The sequence below is a fragment of the Mesorhizobium sp. RCC_202 genome (assembly GCF_041355295.1).
Taxonomy (GTDB): domain Bacteria; phylum Pseudomonadota; class Alphaproteobacteria; order Rhizobiales; family Rhizobiaceae; genus Mesorhizobium.
In genome coordinates this window covers 58250-79222 of record NZ_JBFUPO010000009.1, presented here as the reverse complement: position 1 = coordinate 79222, position 20973 = coordinate 58250, and the positions used below count along the sequence as shown (strand labels likewise).

The following is a 20973-nucleotide window of genomic DNA, read 5'->3' as shown; positions in this document are numbered from 1 at the left end:
TCTATGCCGAAATTCGAGGCGACCCGCCGCGTCGCGCATACCCCTGAAGAGATGTTCGCGCTGGTGGCCGACATCGAGGCCTATCCGCAGTTCCTGCCGCTTTGTGAATCGCTCACCGTGCGCTCGCGCAAGGAACGCGACGGCCGCACCATTCTGGTTGCCGATATGAGCATCGGTTACAAGGCGATCCGCGAGACCTTCGCCACGCAGGTGTTGCTCAATCCGGCCGAGCGCGCCATCGATGTCAAATACATCGACGGCCCGTTCAAATATCTCAGCAACATCTGGCGTTTCGACCCTGCCGACAAGGGCTGCGAAGTGCACTTCTTCATCGACTACGAATTCAAGAGCCGCATCCTCGGCGCGCTGATGGGCACGATGTTCGACCGTGCCTTCCGCATGTTTTCGGAAGCCTTCGAGAAACGTGCCGATGTGATCTACGGACCGAAGCCGGCTTAAAGCACGTCGCGTGAAAAAGGATTCACGCGACCTGCTTTAAGTTTTTGAGTTTAAGCATGTCTTTGTCCCGAAACCGGGCCTACTTTCGGGAGACATGCTTTAGTCCTTGCCGAGGGCATGTAGGCCAAGCTGCAGCGCGCGCCGCACCGTCTCGTGGCGGATGAATTCGCGGCCCTTCTGGCCGAAAAGCTGGCGCTCGGCGACGACCAGCTGGCCAGCAAGCGCGATACCGAACCAGACCAGGCCGACCGGCTTTTCCGCCGAACCGCCACCAGGGCCGGCAATGCCGGTGACGGCAAGCGATAGGCTGGCTCGCGAATGCGCCAGCGCGCCGGCAGCCATTTCCAGCACCGTCTCGCGCGAGACCGCGCCATGCGCGTCGAGCGTTGCGGCGGAGACGCCCAGCATCTCCATCTTGGCTTCGTTGGAATAGGTGATGAAGCCGCGATCGACCACGGCCGAAGAGCCGGCGATATCGGTCAGCGCGGCGATGATCAGGCCGCCGGTGCAGCTTTCGGCCGTCGCCAGCATGATGGCGCGCTGCTGGCACGCCTGGAGCAGGGCGTTGGCTAATTCTGCATTGCTCATGCCGGCACGTCTCCCGGATAGACGACGCTTGCGGTGGCGATCGCCGCTATGCCTTCGCCGCGCCCGACAAAGCCGAGCTTTTCGTTGGTCGTCGCCTTGATCGAAATGCGCTCCGGCGCAATGCCGAGCATGGCGACAAGCGCCTGCGTCATCGCCGCGCGATGCGGCCCGACGCGCGGCGCTTCGCAGATCAGCGTGATGTCGGCGTTGGCGATGCGGCCGCCGCGCTCGCGCACCAATTTTGCCGCATGCTCGACGAAGATCTTCGAGGCCGCGCCCTTCCATTGCGGGTCGGACGGCGGGAAATGCGTGCCGATATCGCCTTCGCCACATGTGGCGAGCAGCGCGTCGGTCAACGCGTGCAAGCCGACATCGGCATCCGAATGCCCGGAGAGCTTGCGATCATACGGGATGGCGACGCCGCACAGCGTGACATGGTCGCCGGGCTCGAAAGCATGCACATCATAACCATTGCCGGTGCGGATATCGGGAAAGCGCGCCAGGGCGCTGGAGAGCCGTTGATCGGCCAATGCGATATCCCTTGCCCAGGTGAGTTTGACATTGTCCGGCGATCCAGGAACGATCTTGACCGGAATCTGCGCCCATTCTGCAATGGCCGCGTCGTCGGTAAAATCCTCCTTGCCGAGAGTATGCGCCTTCTCATGCGCCGCAAGCAGCGAGCCATAGGGAAAGCCCTGCGGCGTCTGCGCGGCGTGCAGGCCAGCTCTCGACACGGTTTCCTCGATCATGCCGGCAGCGGATTCCCGCTTCAGAGTTTCGGCGACGGGAAGGCAGGGCAACGCACCCTGGCGATCGTCGATCGCCTCGATGGTGCGGTCGATGATCGCTGCATCGACGAAGGGCCGTACGGCGTCATGAACCAGCACCTTTCCGGGCGCATGGTCCTTGAGCGCCAGCAGCCCGAGCCGCACCGAGGCCTGCCGCGAGGAGCCGCCGATCACCGTGACGAGGCGCCCGCCATGTCCACCAGCCGCGCGCTCGAAGAGCTCGGCGTCGTCGGCATGGATGGCAACGACCACCGTGCCGATCATCGGGTGGGCAAGAAAAATATCCAGCGTATGGGCGATGACGGCGCGGCCGCCGATGCGCTGGTACTGCTTCGGGCCGTCGGCCTGTCCAGCGCGCGCGCCGCGGCCGGCGGCGACGATCACCACCCCTATACCGCCGCTTGGGCTGGACGCTTGCTTTTCGCTTGCCTCGCTCATTCGGATCGGTCCTAGTCGGGGTCATGGCCGAAGGCCAGCATTTTCCAAAATGCGCCTTAATGTGACGTCATTGCGCGTTGCACAATGCCACACTTCTGTCTAGAGAATGTGCAACGAGGGAACATGCTTGGTTTTTGTGCATGGCTGAATTGACCAAATTGGCGTCGCCGCTCGACGTCGGCGGCGTGAGGATTCGCAACCGTATCTTCCTCGCGCCGATGTCGGGGATTACCGACGAGCCGTTCCGGCAGCGCGCTCATGCGCATGGCGCCGGTCTGGTCGTGTCCGAAATGGTGGCGAGCGGAGAACTGGCCAAGGGCAGGGCGGGTTGCGACCTGCGCATTCGTCATTCCGGCCTGCCTGTGCACATGGTCCAGCTGGCCGGCCGCGAAGCCGCCCACATGGCGGAAGGCGCGCGTATAGCCGCAGGCGAGGGCGCCGACATCATCGACATCAACATGGGCTGCCCGGCCAAAAAGGTCACCGGCGGCTATGCCGGTTCGGCGCTGATGCGCGATCTCGACCATGCGCTGCTGCTGATCGAAGCCGTGGTCGGCGCCGTTTCGGTGCCGGTGACGGTCAAGATGCGGCTGGGCTGGGATGAAAGCGCGCTCAACGCGCCGATGCTGGCGCGCCGCGCCGAGCAGGCGGGCGTCGGGATGGTGACGGTGCATGGCCGCACGCGCTGCCAGTTCTACCAGGGCACGGCCGATTGGCGGGCGATCGCGCGCGTCAAGGAAGCCGTGTCGATCCCCGTGGTGGCCAATGGCGATGTCGGCTCACCACAAGAAGCCGCGGTTATCCTTGAACAGTCCGGCGCCGACGCGGTGATGATCGGCCGCGCCCACTACGGCGCGCCCTGGACCGCCGGCAGCATTGCAGCCCGGGCCGCCGGTACCGCAGCAAGCGGCATCCCTGAAACGGCGGAAGCGCTCGCCGACTACATCGTAGCTCACCATGAGGACATGCTCTCGCTCTACGGGGTCGAGAGCGGCCTGCGCCAGGCGCGCAAGCATCTCGGCTGGTATCTCGACCGACACGCGCCCGATGTTCCCGCCGAGAAGCGCAAGCGCATCCTCACCTCCTTTGAACCGGCCGAGGTCATTGCCGAATTGCGTCGAACATTTTCGCAAGGCGCTGCAACGCCTGCAATGCGGAGCGCGGCATGAAGGCCAACGTCCCGCAGCCAAACGATATGGCCGATGCCGCCAACATCGTGCTCAACACCATTCGCCGGCCGGTGATCATGGTCGATCCGGACGGCTTCATCATCTTCGCCAACGCGGATGCCGAGGATTTCTTCCGCTCCAGCGCTAACATGCTTGCCCGCAACACGCTGTCCAAGCTGGTGCCGTTCGGCAGCCCGCTGCTGACGCTGGTCGACCAGGTGCGCGAGCGCCGCGCGCCGGTCAACGAATACCGCGTCGACGTTTCCTCGCCGCGCCTCGGCATCGAGAAGATGGTCGATCTCTACGTCGCGCCGGTGCCGGAGTTTCCGGGTTCCGTCGTGGTGATGTTCCAGGAACGCTCGATGGCCGACAAGATCGACCGCCAGATGACGCATCGCGGTGCCGCGCGTTCCGTCACCGGCCTTGCCGCCATGCTCGCGCATGAGATCAAGAACCCGCTTTCCGGCATCCGCGGCGCCGCCCAGCTGCTTGAGCTCTCCGCCTCCGACGAGGATCGCGCGCTCACCCGCCTGATCACCGACGAGACCGACCGCATCGTCTCGCTGGTCGATCGCATGGAAGTGTTTTCCGACGAGCGCCCGATCGAGCGCTATCCCGTCAACATCCATGTCGTGCTCGATCATGTGAAGGCGATCGCCAAGAATGGTTTTGCCAAGCGGATCAAGATCTTGGAGGAATATGATCCATCGCTTCCTCCAGTCTTCGCCAACCGCGACCAGCTGATCCAGGTGTTCCTCAACCTGGTCAAGAATGCCGCAGAGGCGATCGGCGCCGACCCGCAGGGCGAGATCGTCCTGTCGACGGCTTTCCGGCCCGGCATCCGCGTTTCGGTACCGGGAACGCAGGATCGCGTCTCGCTGCCGCTTGAGTTTTGCGTGCATGACAACGGTCCCGGCGTCTCCGAGGACATCCTGCCGATCCTGTTCGATCCGTTCATCACCACCAAGCCGAACGGCTCGGGCCTCGGCCTGGCGCTGGTCGCCAAGATCGTTGGCGAGCACGGCGGCGTCATCGAATGCGATTCGACGCCGCGCGGCACCAATTTCCGCGTCTTGATGCCGGCCTGGAAGGCCAACCCACCCGGCCTCGGCGACGAAACTGAAGGAGACCGCCAATGACCGTTCGCGGCAATATTCTGGTCGCTGACGATGACGCGGCCATCCGTACCGTGCTCAACCAGGCGCTGTCGCGCGTCGGCCACGAGGTGCGCGTCACCTCGAACGCCTCGACGCTGTGGCGCTGGGTGGCGGCCGGCGAGGGCGACCTCGTCATCACCGATGTGGTGATGCCGGACGAGAACGCCTTCGACATGCTGCCGCGCATCAAGAAGGCGCGCCCTGAGCTGCCGGTCATCGTCATGAGCGCGCAAAACACCTTCATGACGGCGATCCGCGCTTCGGAGACCGGCGCATACGAATATCTGCCCAAGCCCTTCGACCTGACTGAACTGCTCAGCATCGTCAACCGGGCGCTGGCCGAGCCGAAACGGCCCAAGCTCGATTCCCGTGCCGACGAGCAGCCTGACGCCATGCCGCTGGTCGGCCGTTCCGCCGCCATGCAGGACATCTACCGCATGCTGGCGCGCATGATGCAGACCGATCTGACGGTGATGATTTCAGGCGAATCCGGCACCGGCAAGGAGCTGGTGGCGCGCGCGCTGCACGAATATGGCCGCCGCCGCGGCGGTCCCTTCGTTGCGATCAACATGGCGGCGATCCCGCGCGACCTCATCGAATCGGAACTGTTCGGCCACGAGAAAGGCGCCTTCACCGGGGCGCAGAATCGCTCCACCGGCCGCTTCGAGCAGGCCGAGGGCGGCACGCTGTTCCTCGACGAGATCGGCGACATGCCGATGGAAGCGCAAACGCGCCTGCTGCGTGTGCTGCAGCAGGGCGAATACACCACTGTCGGCGGCCGCACGCCGATCAAGACGGATGTGCGCATCGTCGCCGCCACCAACAAGGATCTCAGGACGCTGATCAACCAGGGCCTGTTCCGCGAGGATCTGTTCTACCGCCTGAACGTCGTGCCGTTGCGGCTGCCGGCGCTGCGCGAGCGCTCCGAGGACATTCCCGACCTGGTGCGGCATTTCTTCAAGCAGGGCGCCAGTGAGGGCTTGCAGACCAAGCGCATTTCGGCGGGCGGCATCGAGTTGATGAAGCGCTATCCCTGGCCGGGCAATGTGCGCGAGTTGGAAAACCTGGTGCGCCGGCTGGCGGCCCTTTACTCCCAGGACGAGATATCGTCCGAGATTATCGATTCCGAATTGAAGACCGGCGACAGGCCGGTTGTTCCCGGCGGCGGCCCGCTCATTCCCGACGATCTGTCGATCGGCCAGGCGGTCGAGCATTTCCTGCAGCGCTATTTTGCATCTTTCGCCGGCGACCTGCCGCCGGCCGGGCTCTACCAGCGTATCCTTGCCGAGGTCGAATTCCCGCTTGTGCTGGCCTCGATGACGGCAACGCGCGGCAACCAGATCAAGGCGGCCGAGCTGCTGGGCCTCAACCGCAACACGCTGCGCAAGAAAATTCGCGAACTTGGCGTCAACGTCTACAAATCCACCCGGCAGCCTTGATGCGCGAAGCACAAATGCGCTGGGGTTGGAAAAGATGGCATATAACAACGGCTTAGGATGCCTCGCCGGGTCGACCTCGTGTCCACCCCGTTTGCGTCTTCTCGCCCTGTCGGTGAATTGATCGGGGGAAAGATTTTCCTCACGGCCACACTTGTTGCATAATCGCCACAATGCGTTGCATACATCCGACCCAATGACCGACTCTGTACAGCGACATGGCAGCTGAGGCTCCGATCCTGACCCAACCGCTTTTCAGCCAGGCCGGCACGCGCGACGGCCGCCGGCTGCTGGCGCTGCCCGGGGTGGTCGCGATTGCTGGAGCAATGATCACGGCCGCGATCTCGTTCGCGATTCTGGTCGGCGCGACACCGATCGCGCCGACCGCCGACACCACTTTGGCGCTGATCGCCGCCAACGCCGTGTTCGTCCTGTTCCTGATCGCGCTGGTGGCCCGCGAAGTCCATCGCATCGTCATGGCGCGCAGGCATGGCAGGGCCGCCTCGCGGCTACATGTGCGCATTGTGGCGATGTTCGCGCTGGTCGCCGCGATTCCGGCGATCATGGTGGCGATCATCGCCTCGATCACGCTCGATATCGGCCTCGATCGCTGGTTTGAGCTCCGCACCAAGGCGATCGTCAACTCGTCGTTGTCGATCGCTGACGCCTATGTCCAGGAGAATGCGCGCAATCTTCAGGGCACGACGCTGTCGATGGCCTATGATCTCGACGCTTCGCGCACGCTCTGGGGCCTCGACCGGGGCGGTTTTCTCGATTTGATGAACAAGGAAGCCGTCGGTCGCGGACTGGCGCATGCGGCCCTGGTCAAGTCGGACGGCTCGTTCGTGATGAACGCCCAGACCGACGCCGACTTCAAGATGCCCGACCCGCCGTCGGGCGCGGTGGAGACGGCCGCGGACGGCAAGCCGGTGCTGATCGAGCCGAAGACGCGCAACATCATGGGCGCGATCATCAAGCTGCGCGAGATCGAAGGGCTCTATCTCTACACGATCCGCCTGGTCGACCCCGACGTGATCAAGGCGCGCCAGATCGTCAGGGCCAACACCGACGAATACCGCAATCTCGAGGATAACCGTCGCACGTCGCAAGTGGCGTTCGCGCTGCCTTATCTGTCGCTTACGCTGATCATTATTCTATCGGCGATCTGGACCGGCATTGCCGTCGCCGATCGTCTGGTGCGGCCGATCCGGCAGTTGATCGGCGCCGCCGATGAGGTGGCGACCGGCAACCTCGACGTTGCCGTCGCGGTGCGTCATTCAGATGGCGACGTCGCCTCGCTCGGTGAGACCTTCAACAACATGATCCTGGAGCTGAAATCGCAGCGCAACGAGCTGCTCTCGGCCAAGGATCTGATCGACGAGCGCCGGCGTTTCTCCGAGGCGGTGCTGGCCGGCGTCACGGCCGGCGTCATCGGCGTCGACCCCTACGGCATCGTCACCATCGTCAACCGCTCCGCCGAAACCATGATGGGGATATCGGCCAGTGCCGCGCTCGGCCAAAACCTGTCGACGATCCTGCCGCATGTCGGTCGCGTCTTCGAAATCGGCCGGCAATCCGGCAAGCCGGTCTATCGCGAGCAGGTGACCTTCTTCCGCACCGGTGTTGAACGGACCTTCAATGTCCAGATCACCGTCGAGGCTGGCGACGACGGTTCGGAGGAGAAATCCTATGTCGTCACCGTCGACGACATCACCGATCTCGTCCAGGCGCAACGCTCGTCCGCTTGGGCGGACGTCGCACGGCGCATCGCGCATGAGATCAAAAACCCGCTGACGCCGATCCAGCTCTCCGCCGAGCGCATCAAGCGCCGCTACGGCAAGGTCATCACCGAGGACCGCGAGGTCTTCGATCAGTGCACCGACACCATCATCCGCCAGGTCGAGGATATCGGCCGCATGGTCGACGAATTTTCAGCCTTCGCCCGCATGCCGAAGCCCGAGATGAAAGCCATCGACCTGCGCGAATCGTTGCGCGAGGCCTCTTTCCTGGTTGAAGTCAGCCGCTCGGACATCGCTTTCCAGCGCGATTTCGGCAACGAGCCGCTCAAGGGCACGTTCGACAGCCGCCTGATGGCGCAGGCCTTCGGCAACATCATCAAGAACGCCGCCGAGGCGATCGACGGACTTGATGCGGAAGACCGCTCGGACGGCACAATCCGGATTCAAGCCGGGCGCCAAGATGGCGCCATACGAATCGATGTTATCGACAACGGCAAGGGCCTGCCGCGTGAGAATCGCCAAAGGCTGCTCGAGCCCTATATGACGACACGCGAGAAGGGCACAGGGCTCGGTCTCGCTATCGTCAAGAAGATCGTGGAAGACCATGGCGGCCGTCTCGAATTGCATGACGCGCCGTCGGATTTCCACGGTGGCCGCGGCGCGATGATCTCGATCATCCTGCCGCCGGCGACGGTCATTGCCGCGCCGCCACGCGGTGAAGGTCGAAGCGAACACGAACGAGAAACTGAAAAGGTCGGTAATGGCGTCTGACATTCTCATCGTCGATGACGAGGAAGACATCCGCGAGCTCGTCGCCGGTATTTTGAGCGACGAGGGTCACGAAACCCGCACGGCACACGATGCCGACAGCGCGCTGGCGGCGATTGCCGATCGCGCGCCGCGCTTGATTTTCCTCGATATCTGGCTGCAGGGCTCACGCCTCGACGGCCTGGCGCTGCTCGACGAGATCAAGACCATGCACCCCAGCATGCCGGTGGTGATGATCTCCGGTCACGGCAACATCGAAACGGCGGTCTCGGCCATCCGCCGCGGCGCCTATGATTTCATCGAAAAGCCATTCAAGGCCGATCGCCTCATCCTGGTCGCCGAGCGCGCGCTCGAGACCTCCAAGCTGCGGCGCGAGGTCTCCGACCTCAAGCAGCGCAGCGGCGAGACCTTCGACCTGATCGGCATGTCGTCGGCGATGAGCCAGTTGCGCCAGACCATCGAGCGCGTCGCGCCGACCAACAGCCGCGTCATGATCGTCGGCCCATCCGGCTCCGGCAAGGAGCTGACGGCACGCGCCATCCACACGCTATCGTCGCGCAAGGGCAGCCCGTTCGTCACGCTGAGCGCGGCCACCATCACGCCGGAACGCATGGAGATCGAGCTGTTCGGCACCGAATCGAACGGCACCGAGCGCAAGGTCGGCGCGTTGGAAGAGGCGCATCGCGGCATCCTCTACATCGACGAAGTGGCCGACATGCCGCGCGAGACGCAGAACAAGATCCTGCGCGTGCTGGTCGAGCAGCAGTTCGAGCGGGTAGGCGGCACCAAGCGCGTCAAGGTCGATGTCCGAATCATCTCGTCCACCTCGCAGAACCTTGAGGCGATGATCGCCGACGGCCGTTTCCGCGAGGATCTCTACCATCGCCTGGCGGTGGTTCCGGTCGTGGTCCCGGGGCTCGCCGAACGGCGCGAGGACATCCCCTATCTCGTCGACAATTTCATGAAGCAGATCGCCCGCCAGGCCGGCATCAGGCCACGTCGTATCGGCGATGACGCTTTAGCCGTGCTGCAGGCCCACAATTGGCCGGGCAATGTTCGCCAGCTGCGCAACAATGTCGAGCGGTTGATGATTTTGGCGCGCGGCGACGATGCCGATGCGCCGATCACCGCCGATCTTTTGCCCTCCGAGATCGGCGACGTCATGCCGCGTACGCCCAACCAGTCGGACCAGCACATCATGGCGCTGCCGCTGCGCGAGGCACGCGAACAGTTCGAGAAGGACTATCTGATCGCCCAGATCAACCGCTTCGGCGGCAACATCTCGAAGACCGCCGAGTTCATCGGCATGGAGAGGTCGGCGCTGCATCGCAAGCTGAAGTCGCTTGGGGTGTAAGCAATTCCAGGAAACGTCTGAGCGGTTTTCCGTCCTGAATTGCTAAAACAAAGAGATAGAGCGGTTCGCCGGTTCTGTGAAACGGTGAAACGCTCTAGCTGATCTCTTCCGGAAGAAAGCCCCCCGTCTGGCGTTTCCACAGCCGTGCGAACAAGCCGCCCTGCTTGACCAGTTCGTCCGGCTTGCCTTCTTCGACGATACGGCCCTGATCGAGCAAGACTATCCGGTCCATCATCGCAATTGTCGAGAGGCGATGGGCGATGGCGATCACCGTTTTTGCCTCCATCACGAGATTAAGTCTCTCTTGGATAGCAGCCTCGGACTCACTGTCGAGGGCGGAGGTTGCCTCGTCGAGCACCAGGATCGGCGCGTTCTTCAACAACACGCGGGCGATAGCGACGCGCTGGCGCTGGCCGCCGGACAGCTTGATGCCGCGGTCGCCGACGAAGGCGCCATAGCCCTTGCGGCCTTCGGCGTCCGAGAGATCGGCAATGAAGGCATCAGCGGCGGCCATCCTCGCCACCTCTTCGATCTCCCGGCCACTCGCCTCTGGCCGGCCATAGCGAATATTGTCGCCGATCGAACGATGCAGCAGCGCGACATCCTGGGCGATGACACCGATGGCGCGCCGAAGACTTGCCTGGCTGACGGTGCGGATGTCCTGCCCATCGATGAGGATCGCGCCTTCCCTGATATCGTAGAAGCGCAAGAGCAGGTTTGCGAGTGTGGTCTTGCCTGCGCCCGACAGGCCTACGAGGCCGACCTTCTCGCAGGGGCGGACGGTCAGCGATAGATCCTCGATGACAGGCTTGCCGGCCTTGTAGGCGAAGTGGACATTTTCGAAACGGATCTCGCCGGTCTCGACCTTGATATCAGGGGCATCCGGACGGTCGGTGATCGTGGGCGGGGTTGTCATGACCGGCATGGCATCCTTGATCGTGCCAATCGCCTGGAAGATCTGCTGGCCCATCTGCAGGAATGTGAAGATCTGTGTCGACAGCCGCTGGAGGATGTAGACGGCGCCTACAAACTGGCCGACCGTGAGAAACCCGTTGACGAGACCAGAAAATCCGATCGAAAGCATGGTCAGCCACAGCACCATGTTGAGGACGACGACAGTCAGTTCCGAGGTGCGATAGATGCGTTGTTCGCTGTGTTGCGTCTGCACGGCCTTCAGGATGGTGCGGCGGATAGTGCCTGCCTCACTATCTTCTGCGGCGAACTGCTTGATCATCTGCATGTTGGTGTAGAGATCGGTGATGGCGCCGGCCACCAGGCCGCGCTGCTTGGCGGTACGGCGCGCGCGTTCGGCAAAGGTGGGAACTACCCTGACGGTGAATGCCACGTTGAGCGCGATCCAGACGACGACCGGCAAGGCAAGCTGCCAGGACAGCGTGCTGAGCAGGACGACCGAGCCGACCAACTGCAGCAGGAAGCGTGGAATGGACTGGAATGCGGCAATGATCTGCTGCTGGACGGCAGATGCCACCTGCTGCAGGCGTGAGGCGACCTGACCGGCATAGAGATCATGGAAAAAGGCGAGATCCTGCCGCTCGACTGCCTTGTGGCCCTGCCACTGGATGGCGGCCGGCATGCCGACGCCGAGCGTGTGCGAGGTCAGAGTGTTGAGCAGGAACGAAGCCACCGGCATGGCCGGAAAAATCAGCAAGCCGAGGAAAGTCAAAAGCGGCCATTCGTTATGCAGGAATGCGGAAGCGCCTTGTTGCGTGACGCCATCGACGATGACCGAAAGTCCCCAGACTATCGTCAGATTGATGGCTTCCATCGCCATGGAGGAAAGTGCCAGCGCAATCAGCACGCCCCTAAACATCGAAATGAAGTGGAGGAGGACGGCTACAGGCCCCTTGGAGGGCAGCGGCCGATAGGGAATCTCCAGCGGCCGGATCAGGTTTTCGAATGGACGGTAGATCGCATCTGAAATCGACATGGTGCGCTTGAGCTCTGAATGGGATCGAGGCGAGGACTCAACTGCCGGAATACGATCATCTACCGGCCGCAACCTCAATTAGAGTAATTCCGGAAAAAGAAACGGTTTTCCATCCGGAAAAGCGTCAACGCTCTGACAGGCGCGACCTCGGTTCAATCGCGCTGGGCCAAGCATTTGCCGGTTACGACGGCGGCGGAATCACATAAGAAACCAGGAATTCTGTTCAGGGGTGACCCATGCCGCGCATTGCCTATGTCAACGGGCGCTACGTCGTCCATGCTCAAGCCAGCGTCCATATCGAGGACCGCGGCTACCAGTTCGCCGACGGCGTCTACGAGGTCTGCGAAGTGGCGCGCGGCTACATCGTCGACATGCCGCGCCATCTTGCCCGGCTCAAGCGTTCGCTGAAGGAGCTGTCGATCGCCTGGCCGGTCTCGGAAGGGGTGTTGCCGATGCTGCTGCGCGAGGTGGTGCGCCGCAACCATGTCGTCAACGGCTTCGTCTACCTCCAGGTGACGCGTGGCGTCGCCAGCCGCGACTTCGTTTTCCCGGCGAACGCCAGGTCGGCGCTCGTGATCACGGCAAGGAAGGCCGATCCTGCCTCGGCGGCCAAGCGCGCGGAGACCGGCATCAAGGTCATCACCGTGCCGGAGAATCGCTGGGACCGCGTCGACATCAAAAGCACCGGCCTCCTGCCCAACGTGCTCGCCAAGCAAAAGGCCAAGGAAGCCGGCGCCCAGGAAGCCTGGTTCGTCGACGCCGACGGCAGCGTCAAGGAAGGCGGCTCCTCGAACGCCTGGATCGTCACCAGGGACGGTGTGCTGGTCACGCGGCCTGCCGAGCACGGCATCCTGCGCGGCATCACCCGCACGACGCTGTTCGATGTCGCCGCCAAGCTCGGTTTGAGGATCGAGGAACGCTCCTTTTCGGTCGCCGAAGCGAAGACCGCCAGGGAAGCGTTCATCAGCTCAGCAACCACAATCGCCATGCCCGTGGTTGAAATTGACGGTGCCCCGGTGGCAAATGGCCATCCCGGTTCCATGACACTTTCGTTGCGGCAGGCCTTTTTTGACATTGCGGAAAAAAGTCCAGCCTGATAACCGCACAACTGGAATGAACCTCAACTATCTCGTTCTGCTTGCCGTTGTGACGGCAAGAGGGGGTTTGCGCGCTTGACAGGTGCCACGTAATTTGGCGCATTGGCATGCAGACCGAAGGGGATCGGCGAAAGACAAGAAAAATGGCGGAACGATCGCAAAACCTTCAGGACCTGTTCCTGAATTCAGTTCGCAAGAGCAAAAATCCACTTACCATCTTCCTCATCAATGGCGTGAAGCTGACCGGTGTGGTCACTTCGTTCGACAACTTTTGTGTGTTGTTGCGGCGGGACGGCCACTCGCAGCTCGTCTACAAGCACGCCATTTCCACGATCATGCCGAGCCAGCCGGTTCAGATGTTCGATGGCGAGGAAAGCCAAGGCGCCTGATTATTGGCACGTGAGAAAGACGCGGACGCCACCGTTCGCGGAAAACCAGCGCATCATCCCGGGACGGAAGCCAAGGGCCCGACCCGGGCTGTTGTCATTGTGCCCGTGCTTACCCGGCATCAACGCAGCGATGACGAAATCAATCGTCCACGCCTGACGCGTTCGGCCGATGCCCGCCACGACGAAGCCGTCGGGCTTGCCCGTGCCATCGACCTCGACCTGATCCACACCGCGGTGGTGACCGTCAACGATCCGCGCCCGGCAACCTTGCTCGGCAGCGGCAAGGTTGCGGAGTTCGCGGAGATCGTCAAAGAGGGTCACGCGGAGGTGGTCGTCGTCGACCACCCGCTGACGCCGGTGCAGCAACGCAATCTCGAAAAGGAATTCAACGCCAAGGTGCTCGACCGCACCGGACTGATCCTGGAGATATTCGGCGAGCGCGCCCGCACCAAGGAAGGCACGCTGCAGGTCGAACTCGCCCATCTCAACTACCAGAAGGGCCGGCTGGTTCGCAGCTGGACCCACCTTGAGCGGCAACGCGGCGGCGCCGGGTTCCTTGGCGGTCCCGGCGAAACCCAGATCGAATCCGACCGGCGGCAGTTGCAGGAAAAGATCATCAAGCTGAAGCACGAGCTGGAAACGGTGCGCCGCACCCGCGACCTGCATCGCGCCAAGCGCAAGAAAGTGCCGTTCCCGGTGGTGGCGATCGTCGGCTACACCAATGCCGGCAAGTCGACACTGTTCAACCGGCTGACCGGGGCAGGCGTGCTGGCCGAGGACATGCTGTTCGCCACGCTCGACCCGACGCTGCGCCGCGTGCGGCTGCAACACGGCACGCCGATCATCCTGTCGGACACGGTCGGTTTCATCTCCGACCTGCCGACTCACCTGGTCGCCGCGTTCAGGGCGACGCTGGAAGAGGTCGTCGAGGCCGACCTCGTGCTGCATCTGCGCGACATCTCCGATCCGGACACGACGGCGCAGGCCGAGGATGTCGAGCGCATCCTGGGCGATCTTGGCGTGGATGCGAGCGACACGAAGCGCGTCATCGAGGTCTGGAACAAGATCGACCTGTTGGATGACGGCAACCGGGAGCGGCTGCTTGCCGAAGGAGCGGGCGGCAAGGCGCCGCCGATTGCGATCTCGGCCGTAACCGGCGAAGGGATCGACGCCCTGAAAGCGCTCATCGAAACGCGGGTTTCGGGCGAGCTGGAAAAGACGACGGTGACGCTCAGTCCTGCCCAGCTCGGCCAGGTCGACTGGCTCTACCGCAATGGCGACGTCGTATCGCGGATCGACAATGAGGACGGCAGCGTCACCATTTCGCTACTGGCGACGCACAGCGCCCGGCAGGAGATCGAAAGCCGGCTGCACCGCAAAAACAGCGGCTAGACCTGCTTATTTTGCGCTTTTGGCCTGCTGCCAAAGCGCTTCCATCTCGCCCAGCGTGGCTTTCTCCAACGAGCCGCCCGACGCCTCGAGCGCCTGTTCGACATAGTGGAAACGCGAGCGGAATTTCTCGTTGGTGCCGCTCAATGCAGCCTCGGAATCGAGCTTGAGGTGGCGGCCGAGATTGACGACGGCAAACAGCATGTCGCCGAACTCGTCCTTGATCGATGCGGTATCGCCCTTGGCGAGCGCTTCGCGCAATTCGCCGATCTCTTCCTCTATCTTGTCGAGGATGGGGGCGGCCTCGCTCCAGTCGAAGCCGACGCGGGCCGCCTTCTCCTGCAGTTTCAGCGCCCGGGTGAGAGCGGGCAGGGCGACCGGCACGCTGTCCAGGAAACCCCTGCCGTGGTCCTCGGGATCGAGGCCGCGGGCGATGCGGGCATTGCGCTTCCCGGCCTTCTCCTCGGCCTTGATCTTCTCCCACATGCCTTTGGCCATGCCGGCGCTGCGCGCCTTCTCGTCGCCGAAGACATGCGGATGGCGGCGGATCATCTTGGTGGTGATCGCCTCGACGACATCGCCGAACGCAAACTCGCCGATCTCCTGCGCCATCTGAGCGTGGTAGACGACTTGCAGCAGGAGATCGCCGAGCTCGTCGCGCAGATCGCCGAGATCGCCGCGCGCGATCGCGTCGGCCACTTCATAGGCTTCCTCGATCGTATAGGGGGCGATGGTCGAGAAATTCTGCTCGATATCCCAGGGACAACCGGTCTCAGGCGCTCTCAGCGCCGCCATGATCTCGATCAGCCGGGAAATGTCCTTGGAGGGTGTCATCACGCCAACCCTAGCGCGCCGCGCCGCGGGCGACCAACGCTGCGGCAAGGCGGCCAGCACTTGTCCACAGTTGCGGCTTCTCAGCCGAGGACCGAAACAATCGCCTTGGCGAGGTCGTCCATGCCGTCTTCCGGCAGACCGGCAACATTGATGCGGCTGTCACCGACCATGTAGACGGCATGCTCGGCGCGCAGACGCTCGACCTGGGCCTCGGTCAGGCCGAGACGGGAAAACATGCCGCGATGGCTGGCGACGAAGTCGAAGCGGTCGGAGTTGGACTGCCGGCGAAGCGCCTCGGCAAAGGCGACGCGCAGCCGCAGCATGCGCAAGCGCATCTCCTCGAGCTCGGCTTCCCAGTCCGCCTTCAGCTCGGTGTCTTCCAGCACCATGCGCACCGCCGCCGCGCCATGGTCCGGCGGCATCGAATAAAGCGCACGCGCCGCGGCCAGCATCTGGCCGAGCGCCAGGTCGGCCTGCGCGCCATCCTTGGCCAGGATCATCGCCGCGCCGACGCGGTCGCGATAGACGGCAAAGTTCTTCGAGCAGCTCGAGGCGACGACCATTTCCGGCATTTTCTCGGCCAGCAGCCGCAGGCCGGCAGCGTCGGCGTCGAGACCTTCGCCAAAGCCCTGATAGGCGATATCGACGAAAGGCAGCAGACCGCGCTCCAAGAGGACATCGGCGACCTGCGCCCACTGCGCGACATCGAGATTGGCGCCGGTCGGGTTGTGGCAGCAGCCATGCAGCAGCACGACGTCGCCAGAGTTTGCCGTCTTCAATGCCGCCAGCATATCGTCGAAACGCACACTGCCCGAAGCCGCGTCGAAATAGGGATAGTCGCGCACCGCCAGCCCGGCGGCCCGCATCACCGGCGGATGGTTCGGCCAGGTCGGGTCGGACAGCCAGACCGTGGCGCCGGGGCGGCTGCGCTGCAGGAGCTCGGCCACCAGCCGCAGCGCGCCTGAACCGCCCGGCGCCTGCGCCGCGCGGATGCGCGACAGGTCGGCCTTGTCGCCAAAGGCAAGCTTGATCATCGCGGTGTTGAAAGCGATGTCGCCGGCAAGGCCGAGATAGGTCTTGGTGTCCTGGCTGGCGAGCAGCCGCTTCTCGGCTTCGCGCACGGCACGCATGACCGGCGTCTTGCCGTCGATATCCTTGTAGACGCCGACACCGAGGTCGACTTTGCCGGGCCGGGGGTCGTTGCGATAGAGGCCGATCAAGGCAAGGATCTTGTCGGCGGGCGCCGGCTGCAAGGCTTCGAACATCGATAACAACTCCCAATGGCGGCGGAGTGATACGCAAATCGACCCTGCCGCGCCAGCGGTTTCCTCACAGACGGCGACATGAAAAGAAATGCCGGGGCGTGGGATTAATATCCCTATCTGCTCCGTAAACAGGGCATGAAACGGTCGATGGCACGCTTCGATATTGTCGGACAGCTTGGCTCGCTGCGCCGCTACGCGCGCTCGCTGACGCGCGACGGCGCTGATGCCGAGGATCTCGTGCATGACGCGCTGGTGCGCGCCTATGAGCGGCGCGGCACTTTTCGCACCGGCGGCAATCCGCGCGCCTGGCTGTTTGCGATCATGCACAACCTTTTCATCGACCGCATGCGCTCGCGCCGGTCGGAAACAGCGCGCGTCGAGCAGGCTGGCTACCTGACCGAGGCCAGCATGCCGGCGCCGCAGGACCATTCCGTGCGGTTGGCAGAGGTTAGGCAGGCCTTCCTGGCGCTGCCGGAAGAGCAGCGTTCGGCGCTGCATCTCGTCGCTGTCGAGGGGCTTTCCTACCAGCAGGCGGCCGATGTCATCGGCGTGCCGCTCGGAACCCTGATGTCGCGCATCGGCCGCGCGCGTGCGGCCCTACGCGACATGGAGCAGGGCGGTTCGGCAAAGGCCCGGCCCAATCTCAGAATTGTTGGAGACGAGTGATGAGCGAGCTTGTCGATCCCGTGACGGATGCCGATCTCGACGGTTATGTCGACGATCAGCTGGACGTTGCCCGCCGCATCGAGGTCGAGGCGTATCTGGCCGCGCGCCCGGAAGCCGCGGCGCGCGTGATGGCGGACCTCAGGACCCGCGACGAGCTGCGCGTTGCGCTTGCCCGCCCGGCCGGCATGGCCCGCCCGGCAACGACCGAAGCGGCGCGACGGCTGGAGAGAGGGCTTGCCAGGGGCCGGATCCTTTCCGTGCTGCAGCGGGCCGCGGCCGCCGCAGTGCTGATTGCCGCCGGCTGGCTGGCCAACGGCATCTTCGGGCCGATCGCGGTGACCAAGGTGGTCGCTTCGACGCAGCCGCCAGCCTATGTCGAGGAAGCGGTGCGGGCGCACAGGACGACGCTGGTGCGCGAGACCATGCCCTCGCAAACCGAGGCACCGGGCTACAATGCCGACGAAATCCGCGCCGCCACCGCAATCGTCATGCCGACGCTGCCCGATGACTGGAAGATCCGCGACGTCCAGGTCTACCCGTCGCAATTCGGGCCGAGCGTCGAGATGGCGATCGAGACGAAGGACCTCGGCCTGTTGTCGCTGTTTGCCATCCGTCCCGGCACGTTCGACGTGGTGAAGCCCAGGGTCGCGCCTTCGGACGATATCTCGTCGGCCTATTTCCAGATCGGCGAGGTTGCCTATGCGGTCGTCGGCCGAAGCGATGCCGCCAATCTCGACCGAGCCGCCGAAAAACTCGCCAGAACGCTCTACTGAAAACCACGCTTTGCTAAGAACAAAGGAGAACCAAATGAACAACCCCAATCCAGGATATCGCATGGGCGCAGGCGTCCAGGCCGGATCCGCCTATGACGAGGGCCTGCGCCAGCACATGCTGCGCGTCTACAACTACATGGGCCTCGGCCTCGTCGTCACCGGCCTCGTCGCCTTCTTCGTGGCCTCGACGCCGGCGCTTTATGTACCGATCTTCTCCAGCCCGCTGAAATGGGTGGTGATGCTGGCGCCGCTCGCTTTCGTCATGATCTTCTCGTTCAAGATGCAGACCATGTCGGCCGCGAGCGCGCAGATGATGTTCTGGGCCTTCTGCGCCGTCATGGGCCTGTCGCTTGCCTCGGTGTTCCTCGTCTTCACCTCGACTAGCATCGCGCGCACCTTCTTCATCGCGGCGACGATGTTCGGCGCCACCAGCCTCTATGGCTACACGACGAAGCGCGACCTGACACAGTTTTCGTCGTTCTTGATCATGGGCCTGATCGGCGTGGTGATCGCCAGCCTCGTCAACCTGTTCCTCGGATCGACCGCGCTGCAGTTCGCCATTTCGGTGATCGGCATCGCCGTCTTCATCGGCCTGACCGCGTGGGATACGCAGACGATCAAGGAACAGTATGCCGAGAATTTCGACGCGGAATCGCGGCAGAAGCTCGCCGTGTTCGGTGCCTTCTCGCTTTATCTGAATTTCATAAACATCTTCCAGCTGTTGCTGAATTTCACCGGCGAGCGCGAATAACAAGAACCGTCCAAGCAACATGTCTGACCTATGGCCGGAGGGAAACCTCCGGCTCTTTTTTTGGATGAGAACCAAGGGCAGTCTGCCGCTCTTGAGTTTACGTCCGGCCCTTTGCTAGCCTGTCACCATAACGGCCAGCCGCGAGGGCACATGGAACAGGTGACGCTTCACGGTGATGGCATCTCGGCGATCATAATCGAGCAAGGAGCCGAACTGGTCTCGCTGCGCAATGGCGAGGGAACCGAGCTTCTATGGCAGGCTGGCCCGGAATGGCGCCGGCATTCTCCGGTGCTGTTTCCGATCGTCGGCCGGCTGAAGGGCGATCAGCTGCGGCATCACGGGCAAAGCTACCCGATGACGCAGCATGGTTTCGCCCGCGACAAACGCTTTGCCTGGTCGGAGCAGGGGCCTTCGTCCTGCACCCTGGTCCTGACCGACGATGCCGAGACCCGCGCCCATTACCCATTCGCCTTTCGCCTGGCCGTCAGCTACCGCCTGGGCGATCGGCGGCTCGAGGTGGGTTACGAAATCACCAATCCGGGTGAGGAGGTGTTGCCGGCCTCGATCGGCGCGCATCCGGCCTTCAACTGGCCGCTGCTGCCGGGCCTGCCCAAAGAGGCTTACCGGCTGACCTTTGCCGAGGCCGAGCCGGAACCAATCCGCCGCCTGAAGGATGGCCTGCTGTTGCCGGCAGCCCAGCCCACGCCGATTGAAGGCAGAACCTTGGCGCTGTCGGAGCGGCTCTTCCTCGACGACGCCGTCATCCTGGACCGGCCGGTCAGCACCAGCGTGCGTTACGCCGCAGACCAGGGCCCGGCGATCGAAGTGTCGTGGCAGGGGTTGAACGAGCTCGGCATCTGGTCGAAACCCGGCGGAGCGCCCTTCCTGTGCATTGAGCCCTGGCACGGTATTGCAAGCCCCATCGACTTCGACGGCGAGTTTGCGGACAAGCCTGGCGTGATGCTGATCGAACCTGGCGCCAAGCGTGCGCTGAGCTACTGGATTCGTGTGGATCGCTAGCGGCGCAATCGCGCCGAGAGTAAATGCAGGAGGGCCCATGAAACCGGTGATAAGCCGATCCTTTCTGGACCGCCTGTTCGCGGCGCAGGACTATGATGGCCTGGTTCAGCTCTCGTCGTTCTTTCAGGGAACGTCGACCTGCCGGCTGGAGAAGGCAGACTACGGTCTGCCGCGACCGTTCTTCCTGATCGTCGAAAGCCTGGTCTGGTTTGCGCAGGCCGACCGCTCCGGCGTCTGGACCTATTTCGAGGCAACATCGGCGCCACGCCAGCAAGCAATGCTGGAGGCGCTGACCGCAGGGGCTCCGGCGGGCTTTGCGCAGGCATATGCCAAAGGCGTCAGCGGTTGGCGGGACGAAGCCGGGATGGCCGGGCTCGACCGATGGCTGTCGGCGCGCGACGACGAAAACAATCGCTGGCTTTGGCAACTGGCACGCGCCAACCGCGCACAGATCGACGAGCTTCTGTCATAGGGCAGTTATTGCTCAGGCAAGGTCAGTCAAACGGGAGACGGCACATAGCATTCGCGATCAAGGCCGAGGTCCAGGACACCCAGGCGATGACGTTTGCGTTCACTGCGCAGAAAACCATGTATGGCGGCAGGCAAATTGTCGAGGGCGACACGGTCTTCGTATTCGCCAGCGAGAATGAAGGCGGGCAGGGGCTGTTCGCGCGTGGCGTGGTCACGTCCTCTTCCGCCATCGCAAGACGCCCCGACCTCGAACGCCAGACGCCGCGCGTCAGCGTTTCGATCCGCCGCACCGCCTTGGCCACGAGACGGCTGGGCCGTGATGAGCTCAAGCGCTTCAGGGACTGGCAGGACGGCCGGCCGGAGACCGAGCTCAATTTCAAATTCTATCGCCAGGCGACAAACAAGATCGTCGGCATTTCGGACGATACCGCCGCGTTTCTCGATAGCTATTTTTGACAGCGCAACGGTTCGACC

20 protein-coding genes are annotated in these 20973 nt (G+C 63.4%); 15 read left to right on the top strand and 5 right to left on the bottom strand.

The genetic code is table 11. The features are described from left to right. The first annotated feature begins 3 nt into the window (after nucleotides 1-3). Nucleotides 4-459 carry a type II toxin-antitoxin system RatA family toxin gene (locus AB6802_RS20675; protein ID WP_371012038.1) on the top strand — a complete coding sequence of 152 codons (456 nt, stop codon included), beginning with the start codon at nucleotides 4-6 and terminating at the stop codon, nucleotides 457-459. 99 nt (nucleotides 460-558) lie between these two features. Here AB6802_RS20675 and AB6802_RS20670 read toward each other — a convergent pair whose 3' ends face one another. Then, nucleotides 559-1047 (bottom strand): CinA family protein, encoded by a 489-nt coding sequence (locus tag AB6802_RS20670; protein ID WP_371012037.1) that lies wholly within the window; start codon nucleotides 1045-1047, stop codon nucleotides 559-561. Continuing rightward, entirely contained in the window at nucleotides 1044-2273 is a 1230-nt protein-coding gene (locus AB6802_RS20665; RefSeq protein ID WP_371012036.1) for a bifunctional 2-C-methyl-D-erythritol 4-phosphate cytidylyltransferase/2-C-methyl-D-erythritol 2,4-cyclodiphosphate synthase, read from the bottom strand. Before AB6802_RS20665 ends, AB6802_RS20670 begins: the two co-directional genes overlap by 4 nt. Nucleotides 2274-2413: 140 nt before the next feature. Here AB6802_RS20665 and dusB point away from each other — a divergent pair, with 140 nt between their 5' ends. The 5 genes from dusB (at nucleotide 2414) to AB6802_RS20640 (ending at nucleotide 9896) form a co-directional block, all read left to right on the top strand. Then, a complete protein-coding gene (gene dusB, locus AB6802_RS20660) occupies nucleotides 2414-3442 on the top strand; it encodes a tRNA dihydrouridine synthase DusB (RefSeq protein WP_371012035.1) in 1029 nt (342 codons plus the stop codon). Further along, nucleotides 3439-4581 carry a nitrogen regulation protein NR(II) gene (locus tag AB6802_RS20655; protein ID WP_371012034.1) on the top strand — a complete coding sequence of 381 codons (1143 nt, stop codon included), beginning with the start codon at nucleotides 3439-3441 and terminating at the stop codon, nucleotides 4579-4581. Before dusB ends, AB6802_RS20655 begins: the two co-directional genes overlap by 4 nt. Further along, entirely contained in the window at nucleotides 4578-6038 is a 1461-nt protein-coding gene (ntrC, locus tag AB6802_RS20650) for a nitrogen regulation protein NR(I) (RefSeq protein ID WP_371012033.1), read from the top strand. Before AB6802_RS20655 ends, ntrC begins: the two co-directional genes overlap by 4 nt. A gap of 215 nt (nucleotides 6039-6253) precedes the next feature. After that, a complete protein-coding gene (locus AB6802_RS20645; protein ID WP_371012032.1) occupies nucleotides 6254-8545 on the top strand; it encodes an ATP-binding protein in 2292 nt (763 codons plus the stop codon). Further along, a complete protein-coding gene (locus AB6802_RS20640) occupies nucleotides 8535-9896 on the top strand; it encodes a sigma-54-dependent transcriptional regulator (protein WP_371012031.1) in 1362 nt (453 codons plus the stop codon). The genes AB6802_RS20645 and AB6802_RS20640 overlap by 11 nt, the downstream gene beginning before the upstream one ends. A 94-nt stretch (nucleotides 9897-9990) precedes the next feature. On the opposite strand, the gene AB6802_RS20635 is transcribed toward AB6802_RS20640, so the two are convergent. Beyond that, nucleotides 9991-11844 carry an ABC transporter ATP-binding protein gene (locus AB6802_RS20635; protein WP_371012030.1) on the bottom strand — a complete coding sequence of 618 codons (1854 nt, stop codon included), beginning with the start codon at nucleotides 11842-11844 and terminating at the stop codon, nucleotides 9991-9993. Nucleotides 11845-12080: 236 nt separating this feature from the next. On the opposite strand from AB6802_RS20635, the gene AB6802_RS20630 reads away from it, so the two are divergent. The 3 genes from AB6802_RS20630 to hflX all read left to right on the top strand — a co-directional run bounded on the left by AB6802_RS20630 (nucleotide 12081) and on the right by hflX (nucleotide 14722). Then, nucleotides 12081-12941 (top strand): D-amino-acid transaminase, encoded by an 861-nt coding sequence (locus tag AB6802_RS20630; RefSeq protein ID WP_371012029.1) that lies wholly within the window; start codon nucleotides 12081-12083, stop codon nucleotides 12939-12941. 143 nt (nucleotides 12942-13084) lie between these two features. Then, nucleotides 13085-13330 carry an RNA chaperone Hfq gene (gene hfq / locus AB6802_RS20625; protein ID WP_006202172.1) on the top strand — a complete coding sequence of 82 codons (246 nt, stop codon included), beginning with the start codon at nucleotides 13085-13087 and terminating at the stop codon, nucleotides 13328-13330. Between the two features lie 3 nt (nucleotides 13331-13333). Continuing rightward, nucleotides 13334-14722 (top strand): GTPase HflX, encoded by a 1389-nt coding sequence (hflX, locus tag AB6802_RS20620; protein ID WP_371012028.1) that lies wholly within the window; start codon nucleotides 13334-13336, stop codon nucleotides 14720-14722. A gap of 6 nt (nucleotides 14723-14728) precedes the next feature. Here hflX and mazG read toward each other — a convergent pair whose 3' ends face one another. Then, complete coding sequence (gene mazG, locus AB6802_RS20615) at nucleotides 14729-15553, bottom strand: nucleoside triphosphate pyrophosphohydrolase (protein ID WP_371012027.1); 825 nt, start codon at nucleotides 15551-15553, stop codon at nucleotides 14729-14731. A gap of 80 nt (nucleotides 15554-15633) precedes the next feature. Beyond that, nucleotides 15634-16818, bottom strand: coding sequence for an aromatic amino acid transaminase (locus AB6802_RS20610; RefSeq protein ID WP_371012026.1), 1185 nt, complete (start codon nucleotides 16816-16818; stop codon nucleotides 15634-15636). A 147-nt stretch (nucleotides 16819-16965) separates the two neighbouring features. Here AB6802_RS20610 and AB6802_RS20605 point away from each other — a divergent pair, with 147 nt between their 5' ends. From AB6802_RS20605 to AB6802_RS20580, 6 genes are all read left to right on the top strand, one after another. After that, the gene (locus tag AB6802_RS20605; protein ID WP_371012025.1) at nucleotides 16966-17484 is read left to right on the top strand and encodes a sigma-70 family RNA polymerase sigma factor; all 519 of its coding nucleotides are present in this window, start codon (nucleotides 16966-16968) and stop codon (nucleotides 17482-17484) included. Next, entirely contained in the window at nucleotides 17484-18257 is a 774-nt protein-coding gene (locus AB6802_RS20600; RefSeq protein ID WP_371012024.1) for an anti-sigma factor, read from the top strand. The genes AB6802_RS20605 and AB6802_RS20600 overlap by 1 nt, the downstream gene beginning before the upstream one ends. 34 nt (nucleotides 18258-18291) lie before the next feature. Further along, nucleotides 18292-19008, top strand: coding sequence for a Bax inhibitor-1/YccA family protein (locus AB6802_RS20595; RefSeq protein ID WP_371012023.1), 717 nt, complete (start codon nucleotides 18292-18294; stop codon nucleotides 19006-19008). 150 nt (nucleotides 19009-19158) lie between these two features. Continuing rightward, entirely contained in the window at nucleotides 19159-20028 is an 870-nt protein-coding gene (locus AB6802_RS20590; RefSeq protein WP_371012022.1) for an aldose 1-epimerase family protein, read from the top strand. A gap of 37 nt (nucleotides 20029-20065) precedes the next feature. Beyond that, nucleotides 20066-20500, top strand: coding sequence for a hypothetical protein (locus AB6802_RS20585; protein WP_371012021.1), 435 nt, complete (start codon nucleotides 20066-20068; stop codon nucleotides 20498-20500). 86 nt (nucleotides 20501-20586) lie between these two features. Further along, entirely contained in the window at nucleotides 20587-20955 is a 369-nt protein-coding gene (locus tag AB6802_RS20580) for a hypothetical protein (protein ID WP_371012020.1), read from the top strand. The last annotated feature ends 18 nt before the right edge of the window (nucleotides 20956-20973 follow it).

What these genes read in the sequence shown, in the direction of transcription:
- AB6802_RS20675 (WP_371012038.1), top strand. Translation starts at nt 4, where the DNA reads ATGCCGAAATTCGAGGCGACCCGCCGCGTCGCGCATACCCCTGAAGAG.
- AB6802_RS20670 (WP_371012037.1), bottom strand. Translation starts at nt 1,047, where the DNA reads ATGAGCAATGCAGAATTAGCCAACGCCCTGCTCCAGGCGTGCCAGCAG.
- AB6802_RS20665 (WP_371012036.1), bottom strand. Translation starts at nt 2,273, where the DNA reads ATGAGCGAGGCAAGCGAAAAGCAAGCGTCCAGCCCAAGCGGCGGTATA.
- dusB (WP_371012035.1), top strand. Translation starts at nt 2,414, where the DNA reads ATGGCTGAATTGACCAAATTGGCGTCGCCGCTCGACGTCGGCGGCGTG.
- AB6802_RS20655 (WP_371012034.1), top strand. Translation starts at nt 3,439, where the DNA reads ATGAAGGCCAACGTCCCGCAGCCAAACGATATGGCCGATGCCGCCAAC.
- ntrC (WP_371012033.1), top strand. Translation starts at nt 4,578, where the DNA reads ATGACCGTTCGCGGCAATATTCTGGTCGCTGACGATGACGCGGCCATC.
- AB6802_RS20645 (WP_371012032.1), top strand. Translation starts at nt 6,254, where the DNA reads ATGGCAGCTGAGGCTCCGATCCTGACCCAACCGCTTTTCAGCCAGGCC.
- AB6802_RS20640 (WP_371012031.1), top strand. Translation starts at nt 8,535, where the DNA reads ATGGCGTCTGACATTCTCATCGTCGATGACGAGGAAGACATCCGCGAG.
- AB6802_RS20635 (WP_371012030.1), bottom strand. Translation starts at nt 11,844, where the DNA reads ATGTCGATTTCAGATGCGATCTACCGTCCATTCGAAAACCTGATCCGG.
- AB6802_RS20630 (WP_371012029.1), top strand. Translation starts at nt 12,081, where the DNA reads ATGCCGCGCATTGCCTATGTCAACGGGCGCTACGTCGTCCATGCTCAA.
- hfq (WP_006202172.1), top strand. Translation starts at nt 13,085, where the DNA reads ATGGCGGAACGATCGCAAAACCTTCAGGACCTGTTCCTGAATTCAGTT.
- mazG (WP_371012027.1), bottom strand. Translation starts at nt 15,553, where the DNA reads ATGACACCCTCCAAGGACATTTCCCGGCTGATCGAGATCATGGCGGCG.
- AB6802_RS20610 (WP_371012026.1), bottom strand. Translation starts at nt 16,818, where the DNA reads ATGTTCGAAGCCTTGCAGCCGGCGCCCGCCGACAAGATCCTTGCCTTG.
- AB6802_RS20605 (WP_371012025.1), top strand. Translation starts at nt 16,966, where the DNA reads ATGGCACGCTTCGATATTGTCGGACAGCTTGGCTCGCTGCGCCGCTAC.
- AB6802_RS20600 (WP_371012024.1), top strand. Translation starts at nt 17,484, where the DNA reads ATGAGCGAGCTTGTCGATCCCGTGACGGATGCCGATCTCGACGGTTAT.
- AB6802_RS20595 (WP_371012023.1), top strand. Translation starts at nt 18,292, where the DNA reads ATGAACAACCCCAATCCAGGATATCGCATGGGCGCAGGCGTCCAGGCC.
- AB6802_RS20590 (WP_371012022.1), top strand. Translation starts at nt 19,159, where the DNA reads ATGGAACAGGTGACGCTTCACGGTGATGGCATCTCGGCGATCATAATC.
- AB6802_RS20585 (WP_371012021.1), top strand. Translation starts at nt 20,066, where the DNA reads ATGAAACCGGTGATAAGCCGATCCTTTCTGGACCGCCTGTTCGCGGCG.
- AB6802_RS20580 (WP_371012020.1), top strand. Translation starts at nt 20,587, where the DNA reads ATGACGTTTGCGTTCACTGCGCAGAAAACCATGTATGGCGGCAGGCAA.